The following is a 12,269-nucleotide window of genomic DNA, read 5'->3' as shown; positions in this document are numbered from 1 at the left end:
TGGGTTTACTTTTGCAAGCCGTAATTTTGCCCAGTCTATGAAACACACATTTTTTTTTATTTTTTTGCTGGGCATTCAATCGCTGGCGGCGCAGGATTTTAAGTTGGAAAAATTACCCGATTTCATCAATTCGATTTATGATGAAATTACGCCTGTGCCTAGCCGGGACGGCAAAACGCTTTATTTCACCCGAGTGGGCTATCCCGAATTTGAGCAAACACTTTACATTGATGGGATGGAACAATCAAAGAGACTTGGCCAAGAGCAGTATTTGAACAAGTTAGCAGCCATATTTTCTGAAATGGCTGGGGCCGGAGTCTATAACCCTGTTCGCTCCCCATACAATCAGGATATATGGGCCGTACAAGTCGAAGCATCCGAGTTTGGCACTTTGACGCATCCGGGTTATCCGCTGAATAATGCCTTGCCCAATAGCATAGTCACCGTCACTCCCGACCCCAACGCATTCTATGTCATCAACCAATTTGATTTGTCGGGCAATATGCAGCGGGGCTTCTCAATCGTTCGCCGACTGACGGATAGCACATGGAGTTTTCCAGCACCCGTGGAAATCAAAGACTATTACACTATCACCTCCGATGTAGGCCTCACCATGAGTTTTGATGGGAAAGTGTTGATATTGTCGGCTACTCGATTTGACTCGAAGGATATGGATTTATATGTTTGTTTCCGAGAAGGTGACAACAAGTGGACCGCTCCACAGCATCTGGGCAACGTGGTAAACTCACCCTTCCGCGAGACATCTCCATTTTTATCGGAAGACAACACCACCTTGTTTTTTTCTTCCAATCGCTCTGGCAACAGCGACATCTATATCTGTCAGCGACAGGACGATACATGGAAGAACTGGTCTGCTCCCTATAAAGCGGTGGAACCCATCAACTCTACTGCTGACGACGGCCAACCCTATTTCAACATGACTTCTGGCTACCTTTACTTCACATCAAAACGTGATGGCAACAGTGATATTTACCGAGTGCAAATCGCTCCACCGCAGCCGACCGAAATTGAAATAGTGGGCCGTGTCATTTTTCGCAAAACAGGACAATTGATTCGAGGTGCGCAAGTGCGCTATGGCACCGAAGGAAACATGGCCAGTATTATTTTATCAACGGATGGCACTTTCCGGCTGAAAGTCCCCAAAGGAGTGTTATTTGAGTTAAAACCAGAAAAACCAGGTTTTGTAGGCAATACCGAGCGTGTTTTGTTTCGTCGCGACTACTATTATTTCGACGAGCATTTTTTGGATTTACCAATGGATGCCTTAGAGGTGAATGCCAAAATCGAATTGCAACCCATCTTTTTTCAACAATCAAAACCAATCATTCTGGAGGAGTCGTACTCCGAACTTGAACGGCTTGTGGCCACCATGAATGAGCTGACCTCATTGCACTTGCGCGTGGAAGGTCACACGGACAATGTAGGCAAGGCAGAGGAACTCCTTCGTCTTTCGGAGGAGCGGGCTGAGGCCATCAAATCTTTTTTGGTAAACAAAGGCATAGACAAAAAACGAATCGAGACAGTGGGGCATGGCCCAAAGTACCCGCTCAACGACAACAGCACCGATGCGCTACGTGCGCAAAACAGACGAGTGGAATTCGTGATAACGAAAATATAGACCCAATGCAACTACATAGCACCAACAACCCTAATTTGCGTGTATCTCTACGAGAAGCAGTGATGGCAGGAATGCCCGAAGATAGGGGGCTTTTCATGCCTGTTGATATTCCAAGATTGCCAGAACGATTTTTTCAAAATTTGGCATCACGTTCATTTCAGGAAATTTCCATCGAAGTTGCCCAATATCTTTTGCAAGGCGCTATACCTGCCCGTGATTTAGATGCCATTGTGGAAGGTGCCATTGACTTTCCTGCTCCACTTTTTCGCCTCGACGACAGTACATACATACTTGAGCTGTTTCACGGCCCGTCTTTGGCTTTCAAAGATTTTGGGGCAAGGTTCATGGCCAAAATGATGGCCTATTTCAATCGGGATGAAAACAAGGAATTGCTCATATTGGTCGCTACTTCTGGCGACACGGGAGGTGCCGTTGCCGCCGGCTTCTTCAAAGCACCCGGCATTAAAGTAGTTATTCTTTATCCATCCGGGAAAGTTAGCCCTTTGCAAGAAAAGCAGTTGACGACGTTGGGACACAACATCACAGCCATAGAGGTGGATGGTACTTTCGACGATTGCCAAAGTTTGGTAAAACAAACTTTTTTGGACAGGGAGGTGACAAGCAGAATCCGGCTGAGCTCGGCAAATAGCATCAATATCGCGCGTCTGATACCGCAGTCTTTCTACTACTTCGAGGGATATAAACAAGCGATGCCATCAAGAAGCCCCATCGTATTTTCCGTGCCGTCGGGCAACTTTGGCAATCTCACTGCTGGCCTGCTCGCAAAAAAAATGGGTCTGCCCATCGCCCGTTTCATCGCAGCTACCAACGCCAATGACGTGGTGCCGGCATATCTCGAAACGGGGGCGTATGCTCCCCGTGCATCCACTCGCACCTTGAGCAATGCTATGGATGTAGGCACTCCATCCAATTTTGCCCGGATGTTAGATTTGTATTGTTCCACGTGGAACATGATAAGGGAAGATGTCATCGGATTCTCTTTTTCAGACGAAGAAACCGAAGAAGCCATGCGTGATATTGACAAGACATATAACTATGTGATAGACCCCCACGGAGCGGTTGGCTACCTCGCCCTACGCAAATATCAACGAACGAATCCTTGCACGGGCATTGTTTTGGAGACGGCTCATCCCGGCAAATTTGTGGAAGATGTGACGCGCATCTTGGGGCATCCCATAGAAATTCCATCAAGCCTTGCTGAATTGGGCGATAAAGAAAAAAGGGCAGTCAGCATAAAAGCAAACTACCCCTTATTTAAGTCATGGCTTTTACAAAACGTCTGACGTTCCACGTGGAACATTTCAGCCTTCGTCTTCAATAGACTCGCAATCGTAATAGTGTTTGGGAGAGGATGGGCGTTCGCGCCCTTCGTTGGGCTTAGCGGTTGTTTGAATTTTCTGGATGATACGCGCCCGTTCTTGTCGAACCTGCTGCTGCATTTCAGCATCCTGAGCGCGGTCGAAATAGAGAATGCCATCCACCCAAGTTTTTTCGGCTTGAGCATAGACAGAGAGAGGGTGCTCATTCCATAGTACGAGGTCAGCATCTTTGCCTACTTTTATACTGCCCACGCGAGCATCTACCCGAAGGAGCTTGGCTGGGTTGAGTGTCACCATTTTCCAAGCCTCCTCTTCTTTCATGTCTCCATACAAGATTGATTTGGCGGCCTCCTGATTGAGTCGGCGAGCCATTTCGGCATCATCGGAATTGATTGCGACGACCACTCCCCTGTCAGCCATGATTTTGGCATTGTATGGAATCGCTTCATATACTTCATACTTATAGGCCCACCAGTCGCTAAAAGAAGAGCCGCCTGCCCCATGTTTAGCCATCTTGTCAGCCACCTTATAGCCTTCGAGGATGTGGGTAAAGGTGTTCAATTTAAAGCCAAACTTTTCGGCCACGCGCATCATCATCGTGATCTCGGATTGAACATAAGAGTGGCAAGTGATGAAACGCTTGGACTCCAAAATCTCTTGAAGGGCATCCAACTCGAGGTCGCGGCGATATGGCTTGCCTGTTTTTTTCAAGTTCGCATACTCTTGCGCTCGCGTGAAATAGTCAATGTATGTTTGCTCCACCCCCATCCGTGTCTGCGGATAGCGGGTTCGATTGTTGTCGCCCCAATTGCTCTGTTTCACATTTTCACCAAGAGCGAACTTGATAAAGCCCGGCCAGTTCTGAAACTTCAGCTCTTCTGGAGCGCCCCCCCAACGCATTTTTATCAATTGGGTTTGCCCGCCAATGGGATTTGCCGAGCCATGCAAGATATGACTGGTCGTGACACCGCCAGCAAGCTGGCGATAAATGTCAATATCTTCCGAATCTATAACATCGCCAATGCGAACTTCGGCACTACTTTCTTGTGTGCCTTCATTGACAGAGCGGCTGACGGCTATGTGCGAATGCTCGTCAATAATACCCGCAGTGAGGTGTTTCCCCGTCCCATCCACCAATTTGGCATTGTCTTGCACTGGCAATTGACGTCCAATTTTCTGAATTTTTCCATTGGAAATCAGGACATCAACATCCTCGACAATGCCCTCTTGTTCGTTCGTCCAGACAGTGGCGTTTTGAATTAGGACGGTCTCGGCCTTGGGTTTTTCTTTCCAACCAAAAGCAGTGAAAGGATAAACCATGTCTCCTACAACGGGAGGTGTCACTGGATTTTGTTTCGTTGGCTGGTCTGGTGTTGCGGGACTGACAAACTCCGTCCGCCAGTCCGTCCAAGTTCCGTTGGGTAGTGTGCCTCTTCCGAACCATTCTTTTTGTTGGGCCGTACCAGACAATGAAACGAACCCTTTATTGATAGTGTCTGGCTGAAAAGAAAGTGACACTAATCCCGCAGCCGTAATGCCGAGATTGGCCTTTGTTTTTGTGCTGTCGGCTTTTATGATTTGAGCTTCTGGTGCTTCTGGCTTGCCTTTGACGACTAAACTATATTGCTCTCTTCCAATGGTAAGCTGGTAGGTGCCGAGGCGGCTGGGGTATGTCGTGAAATAGTTCGGCGGGGTCACTTCCAATGGTTTTCCCATCACCCAACTCTGGAGAATTTTGGTTTCTTTCTGAAATATATCTCCATTGGCAATGATAAAATTGGCCAACTTTCCAGGCTCCAAACTTCCTATCGCCCCACCTCGATTGTTGTCGGTAGGCAATGTGTACGCACCGATGAATTGGGCAGGGTGATAGGTCAATGCCTGCAATGCTGTTTGCTCTGAAAGTCCGTATTCAATCGCCTTGCGAAGGTTTTCCCAAAACTTGCTTTTGTCTTTCAATCCTGATGCGGTGAGTGCAAATGGCACGCCAGCAGATTCCAGTCGCGCTGGGTTAGATGGGGCTAACTCCCAGTGTTTCAAATCTTTAAGCGAAACATTCATGGCATCGTAAGGGTCTTTCACTTCGTAACTTTCAGGGAAAGACAAGGACACTACAAGCGGCAATCCGCTGCTTTTTACCGCATCAAGTCTTTGGTATTCATCGCCCGCCGTTTTTACGATGTATTTGATGTTGAACTCTTTGCCTAATTGCGCAATGCGCAGCACATCCAATTTGTCGCTTGCCTCAAAAATTTGGGGTAAATTTTGAACCACATTCCAGGCCTCAAGCGAGAGGTTGCGCTCTTCTCTGCTGCCCTGTGTTTTATACCATTGTCCATCCAAATATGTTTGGCGAACAAGGGCTATGCACCCCATCAGCGACGAAGGATAATTCTGTGTGCTTGTCCCTTTGCGAAAGGAAAGAAAATGGCCTGCCCTTGCTGTAATAATCGTCTCATGTTCCCTACTGCCTATGGCTAAGGCGACCAATGCGCCCGTGCCGCGAGAGATGCCGTCCGCTTTATGGGTTACTACAGCACCGAATCCGAGTTTCCGCCACTCCTCGGCGGCTTTTGCATCCATCGAAAAGATATCGGCAGCGTTGTATTCCGTGCGGAGCGCTTCGTTCCATGAATACGCGCCTTTTTTGTTTGAAAGCGGTTGCGGAATACGCTGTCCCGGTCCACCAGAACCACCTGCGGTGTTAGGGGTGGGTGGCAATCCAAAATCAGTGGCGTACAAGTCAACAAAAGCCGGATAAATTGTCTTGCCCGCGCAATCGGTGACGACCGCACCATTGGGGATGGTCACTTTAAGCCCACAATTTTCCACTTTACCATCGCGGATAAGCAACGTTGCGCCTTCTATACGGGTTTTGTAGTCCACATATATCGTGGCGTTGGTGAAAGCAAAAAGGCCAGACCTTTCGTCCGAAGGAGCGGGTTTTGGAAATGTGACTTGGGCAAAAGCGGCAGAGGTGGGCAACAAAACAAAGGCAAGCAAAAATTGCCGAATCAAACTATGCATGATGTGGAGGATTTTTTATGGGGTGAAAATAGGCAGTAGTCCCTAAAAAATCCCCAAAACATTTATCCTCGCTTAGTTCTCAATTCTGCCAGAAACCTTTCCAACTCATCCACGCTGTAATACAGCACCTCGCGGGGCTTGGAACCTTCGGCAGGGCCGACGATTCCTAGTGCTTCAAGTTGGTCCATAATGCGGCCCGCACGATTGTAACCCAATTTCATCCGCCGCTGAATCATGCTGGTAGAGCCGTGTTGAGTCTCCACCACCAATCGAGCCGCATCTTCCAGCATATCATCCATTTCAGAGAAGCTGAATTGTTTGGCTTCGCCACCTTGCTCCCCATCGGGGTGAAACTCCGGCAGGAAAAATGGCTCGGCAAATCCTTGTTGGTTTGCAATAAACTCGATGACGCGCTCCACCTCCGGCGTGTCCACAAACGCAGATTGCAAACGAATGATATCACCGCCGACCGAAAGCAGCATATCGCCGCGACCAGTAAGCTGCTCCGCACCGCCCGTGTCAAGTATGGTGCGCGAGTCTACTTTTGAAGCGACCTTAAATGCTATGCGGGCCGGGAAATTCGCTTTGATAACTCCCGTGATGATGTTGACCGAAGGTCGCTGAGTAGCAATGATGAGATGGATGCCTACCGCACGGGCCAGCTGAGCAAGGCGGCCTATCGGGAGTTCCACCTCTTTGCCAGCAGTCATAATAAGGTCGGCAAACTCATCAATGATAAGCACGATGTAGGGCAAGAAGCGGTGCCCTTTGTTAGGATTGAGGCGTCGAGCGACAAACTTGTCATTGTATTCGGTGATGTTGCGCACTTCGGCTTTTTTCAACAAATCGTAGCGCGTCTCCATTTCAATGATGAGCGAGTTGAGGGTGTGCACCACTTTCGTCGTATCGGTCACAATCGGTTCGGTCTGGTCGGGCAAAAAACCGAGAAAGTGATTTTCCAAGTGGGCATAAGGGAATAGCTCGACCTTCTTAGGGTCAATCAAAATCAATTTTACCTGAGAAGGGTGTTTCTTGTAGAGCAGCGACATCAAAACCACGTTGATACCGACAGACTTACCCTGACCCGTGGCTCCCGCCACAAGTAAGTGTGGCATTTTGGTCAAATCAGCCACAAACACTTCATTTTGAATGGTTTTCCCAAGCGCGATGGGCAGTTCCATCTTCGCCCGCTTGAATCGTTCGTCAGTAATCACCTCACGGATGCCAACCGTTTGGCGTTTTTTGTTGGGCACCTCGATGCCGATAGTGCCCTTGCCCGGTATGGGGGCTATGATACGAATGCCGAGTGCGGACAAATTGAGCGCAATGTCGTCTTCGAGGTTTTTGATTTTGGAAATGCGGATGCCTTTGGCTGGCACTATTTCATAGAGCGTGACAGTGGGGCCAATGGTCGCCTTGATTTTTTCAATTTCAATTTTGAAATACATCAAGGTTTGAAGTATTTGGTTTTTATTGGCCTCCAACTCTTCGCGGTCAATTTCCAGCACCGTGTTGTCGTGTTCTACGAGCAATTGGGAATGTGGATATTCATAGTGCGAGAGCTCGAGCGTGGGGTCGTATGGTTCGGTCAGATTAACGCTGTCTTCCTGTACGGCTACCACAGGCGGCTTGTAGGCTTCGGCATCTTCGGGGGTGGCGGGTGGGGGTGTATTGATGATGATTTCCATATCACCCTCATTGCCGGGCTGCAATACTTCCCGTTTGGGCAAATCAGCAAACAAGGCGCTTCTTTGACTGAGGTCGAATGCCAGTTGCGCTCCCGTTTCTTCCATTGGTTTGTTGGCGGATAGCGGAGGCTCGACCACTTCCGCGGGCGAAGGAATTTCGGTTTTCCCCCTCGACACGGTGGGTGAAGCAGCGGCGGTGGGTCGGCGTTTTCCAAAATTTCCCGTGAGCAAATCGTGCCACGCCTGCTTGGTCTCGTCCCATAGTCTTTGCCAACTCAATTCCTCAAGATTCGGATTGTTTGACCAGACAAAAGTTGCTATCAACGCAAACAACATCAATGCTAAAGTACCGACGGTGCCAAGCAAATTTTGAATGTATAGACTGACTGACTGACCAAACACGCCTCCCCAAGGGAATTCAAAATTTTGGAAAAAAAACGAGGAGACGATGGAAACAATCACCATCAGGATTACGGTGCGCTGGAAAGTGATGCCCAAATAGCCCAAGGGAATGCGGCGCACCAAGGCAAGACCGTATTTGTAAAGCAGATAGACAATGCCAAAAGAGGAGACACCAAACCCCCAATATATGATGCTGTCGGATAGAAAAGCGCCCAGCCGCCCCAGCCAGTTGTCCACAGGCTGGTCGGCCAGCAACATTTCCCATGAAAAACGGAACACAATGTCATGGTCGTTTTTCCAAGTAAAAAAATAGGAAACGAAAGCGATGAGGAAGTAAAAAGACAGGAACAAGAGGAATATCCCGAAGAGTTTCGGGACGCGCTCTTTGTCGAAATTCATGCTTAGTTGTCCGCGTTTACCTTTTGCCATGCCGTGTATTTCGGGTTCGGTCGAGTGGGTGGAAGTGCTGTGCTTTGGTGCAAAGGTAGGGAAATCGGACAGTCATTTGCCGATTTCCCTACTTAGAACACCAGAGCTTACACTAGCTCCATCCACCCGCCTTGGCAAAGCTCAATCCCGAATCCAATACGCCTTGCGCTCGGCTGCGTATCCGCTCATCCGTGGCATTGTATGCAATTGTCTCGGCCACCATTCGCTCGTCAATCTGTCGCAAATCGGGCACACCCGTCTGCATAGCTACCTGAGAGGTTGCGGGAGCCACCACATTGCGGCTCATGCCACCCACCCCTTGATTGATACCGATGGCGATAGCGATGGTCTGGAAAGCCTCCGATGTGAAAATATCTTTGAGTGTGACAGCCATGGAAGCACCCGCAATATTGAGGTCAAGTCGGGCATTAAGGGTTGGTTGCACATAAAGTGTGTTGGCCATACGGAGCTGCTCCAACACGAGGGCAGGCTCGAATCCCGCTTGAATGAACGCCCCATAAAGTGGCACGGTCTGCTGGATGTAAAGCCAAGCTGGGTCCCCCTGAAGCGTGTTTCCTTGGTCGTCAACCACCGTGACCACATTTCCAGAAACGCCGATGCCAACGCTTTGGAACACTTTGTCGAAAAGGCTTGGAGCGTTGGACTTCATGCTCGCCAACACTTGATTTAGACTTGCCCCATGCGCTGAAGCGCCCACAAACTGGATAAACCCATAAGAAAAAATGGCGCGGTCGTAACTGTTGATGGCATCGAATTTTCCTTCGTGCGTGGATACATATTGAAGCGCACGAGCGGTCTGAGGATTGAGACCGACCGACTGGATAGAGTATAAATCTACCTCAATATTCGATTGGCCCGCGTACATGATTCCTTGTGGGTAAACCAAATGGCTTGAATTGGTCAGATTGTCGCGCATATTGGCCGTCACGGTGCCACCACTGAGTAAGGGTACTGTCAATGTATAGCGATTGAACCCCGCGTCGGGGCGTATCTGAACTCCAAATTGCTGGCGGGCGGCGGCATATCCCCCACCGCTACCCCATGAACTACCGGACGAACTACCTCCTCCCCACGACGGCGGGCTTGGTGGTGGGGGTGGGGTGGGCGGGACGAATGACTCTTGGCCTCCGCTTTCGGCATAAACTTGAAGTGTCTGGCCAACGCTGAGATTGCTTGAGGAGAGGCCGTTTAGCGACATCAAGTCATTGACATCCATGCCAAATCGGCGGGCAATTCCATAGAGCGTGTCGCCGGGAGCGACAGTGTAATGTGAAGTTGTGGGCATTTGATAAAAGTTTGTTTTGTAAAAAAGACTGTTCGGGAACAAATGTAATAACCTATTCGGATATTGTTCCACAATCTTGGTAAATACAAAACATATCTGATTATCAATTGGGTATCACCACTTGCACCCTTGCCCTGTCAGAAAGGTTCATTTGCCCTGACACGACGACTTGCTCACCGGGTTGAAGCCCGGCGGTTACTTCAACTTTTTCGTCAAAGACTCCGCCAAGGGTCACAGAGCGGAGCTCAGCCAGAATGGAGTCGTGTACCACATATACTTTGGCATCTTGCAAGCTGCCAGCAATGGCTTTGCGAGGTAGCGTCAGCCCTTGGCGATTGGTGTCGAAAGTAAATTTAGCCATGCCGTGCATACCTGCGCGTAGAGGGCTCTTTGTTGGATTAATCACCTCTATCTCAACATCATACGTAAAAGCATTGTCAGCTCGAAGACCGATATTCGTCACCTTTCCGGGAATAGAAAGCCCGGGATAAACATCGGGGGACACGATGACCGACTGGCCCTTGCGCACTTTCAAAACATCGCGCTCGGTCACTTTTACCATGAGAAAAAGTTTCTCCAAGTTCGTTATTTGTGCCACCTGAATGCCCGGCCCAATGACGCTTCCTCGCTCAATGAAGCGTAGCCCCATGGTGCCCGTCATAGGAGCCTTTATGCTTGTGTTGGCAATTTGTTTTTTCAAGCCTTTTTCTTTGGCTTCGGCAGCCAAGATGCCTAGCGACACGTCCTCGATTTTGTTTCTCGGGGCAGCTTCGCCTTCTATGAGATTGGTCAGGCGCTCGCGGTCTTTGTAGAGTTTGGCGAGGTTGGCCTGTGTGGCCTCTAGCTCGGTACGCAACAGTTCATCATCCACTTTTGCTATCAGGTCGCCCTCGTTGACCCACTCTCCTTTGTTTCTGTACACTTCCAACACACGACCTGCTGTTTCAGAAATAACAAACATTTCTTTTGCTGGCAAAAATATGCCTTGCGCTTCAAGGCGATTGGCGAGTGTCTCCAGCTTTGCCTCCACAATTTCAACTGGCACATAAGCTCTGCTCACCTTGCCAAGCTCGGTCTCGGCAGCGAGTTCTTTTTTATTGAAATAAAGCTTCCATGCGACAAAAGCGGCGCATAAGAACAAGAAAAGCCAGAGGTAGATACGGTTGCGCACAATATGAGTGGATGTTGGCTTTTGGAAAAATTCGGCGCAAAGCTAAACAAATCATTGCCCTTCGTACCATATCCTGTACACCGCGTCTCCGTAGTCGTCCGATATGAGCAAAGAGCCATCAGGCAAGTGCTCCAAATCCACTGGGCGGCCCCATACAGATTCGTCGGGCTGTAGCCACCCACTCGCAAAAGGTTCGTAGCCTAGGCTTTTGCCATTGGTGTCCAGTTTTACCAAACTGATTTGATAGCCACTTTTTTTGCTTCGGTTCCACGAACCATGTTCGGCAATAAAGACTTGGTGGCGATATGTTTCAGGGAAATTGTTGCCCGCATAAATTTCCAAACCTAATGGCGCAACGTGTGCGCCGAGATTTTGGGTCGGTGCCGTGAAGTTGGAGCAAGGGCGTTTGTCCCCAAATTTGGGGTCTTTCAAATCTCCTTGATGACAATAGGGATATCCAAAGTGCATACCGGGTTGGGGAGCGTGATTGAGCTCGCAAGCGGGCAAATCATCGCCGAGCCAATCGCGGCCATTATCCGTGAACCACAGCTCTTTCGTGAGTGGATGCCATGTGAAGCCTACGGTGTTGCGAATGCCGCGCTGCACGATTTCTGGCTCGCGGGGGTTATCCACGTCAAGTCGAGTAATGGTGCAGTATATCGGGTTTTGAGGCTCGCAAATGTTGCAAGGAGCACCTACTGGCACATAAAGTTTGTCGTCGGGGCCAAAAGCGATATACTTCCAACCATGATGCTCATCGGTAGGATATTTATCAAAAACCACAATGGGTTTGGGCGGATTGGCCAACTGGTTTTCAATGTCGTCGAAACGCAGGATACGACTGATTTCCGCGACAAATAGGCTGCCGTTGCGAAAGGCCACGCCATTGGGCATCCGAAGACCCGACGCGAGCGTGTAGTAGAGGTCGGCCACATAATCACCATTGGTGTCGCGCAAGGCATATACATTGCCTTTTTCGCGAGTGCTAACGAAAAGCGTACCGCTGGGGCTAAGACATAGGGAACGAGCGTTGGCAAGATTTTCGGCATACACGCCTATCTTAAATCCCGGTGGCAATTTGATTTTTTCGATAGGCAACTTGCCTGTGTATACGGGACTTGGTTTAGAAGCAACTGAGGCTGAGCTGGCAGTCTCCGTCTTTTTGGGTGAAGAGGCCGTGCAGGAAAGCCAAAGAAGCAAAGCAAAAATCGAGTAGCGCATATTTTTTGCGGAAAAATAGGGCATTTATACCTTGATTCTCCAAGAT

At 49.2% G+C, this 12,269-nt stretch carries 7 protein-coding genes; 2 read left to right on the top strand and 5 right to left on the bottom strand.

Translation table 11 applies throughout. From position 1 onward, the window contains the following. The first annotated feature begins 37 nt into the window (after positions 1–37). Both KIS77_12530 and thrC read left to right on the top strand, forming a co-directional pair. Entirely contained in the window at positions 38–1,639 is a 1,602-nt protein-coding gene (locus KIS77_12530) for an OmpA family protein (GenBank protein MCW5923169.1), read from the top strand. Between the two features lie 5 nt (positions 1,640–1,644). Beyond that, complete coding sequence (gene thrC, locus KIS77_12525) at positions 1,645–2,943, top strand: threonine synthase (protein MCW5923168.1); 1,299 nt, start codon at positions 1,645–1,647, stop codon at positions 2,941–2,943. 18 nt (positions 2,944–2,961) lie between these two features. On the opposite strand, the gene KIS77_12520 is transcribed toward thrC, so the two are convergent. The 5 genes from KIS77_12520 to KIS77_12500 form a co-directional block, all read right to left on the bottom strand. After that, complete coding sequence (locus KIS77_12520) at positions 2,962–6,006, bottom strand: amidohydrolase family protein (GenBank protein ID MCW5923167.1); 3,045 nt, start codon at positions 6,004–6,006, stop codon at positions 2,962–2,964. Positions 6,007–6,068: 62 nt separating this feature from the next. Beyond that, entirely contained in the window at positions 6,069–8,525 is a 2,457-nt protein-coding gene (locus KIS77_12515; protein MCW5923166.1) for a DNA translocase FtsK, read from the bottom strand. Between the two features lie 112 nt (positions 8,526–8,637). Next, positions 8,638–9,831: a LysM peptidoglycan-binding domain-containing protein gene (locus KIS77_12510; GenBank protein ID MCW5923165.1), complete on the bottom strand. Its 1,194-nt coding sequence runs from the start codon at positions 9,829–9,831 to the stop codon at positions 8,638–8,640. A gap of 103 nt (positions 9,832–9,934) precedes the next feature. Continuing rightward, complete coding sequence (locus KIS77_12505) at positions 9,935–11,002, bottom strand: efflux RND transporter periplasmic adaptor subunit (protein ID MCW5923164.1); 1,068 nt, start codon at positions 11,000–11,002, stop codon at positions 9,935–9,937. A 51-nt stretch (positions 11,003–11,053) separates the two neighbouring features. Beyond that, on the bottom strand, positions 11,054–12,223 hold the full coding sequence (locus tag KIS77_12500) for a sorbosone dehydrogenase family protein (GenBank protein MCW5923163.1): 1,170 nt from the start codon (positions 12,221–12,223) through the stop codon (positions 11,054–11,056). Positions 12,224–12,269: the final 46 nt, after the last annotated feature.

This window comes from Saprospiraceae bacterium (assembly GCA_026129545.1).
Classification (GTDB): Bacteria; Bacteroidota; Bacteroidia; order Chitinophagales; family Saprospiraceae; genus M3007.
The sequence above is the reverse complement of the archived record's forward strand: the minus strand, read 5'-3'. Positions and strand labels throughout refer to the sequence as shown.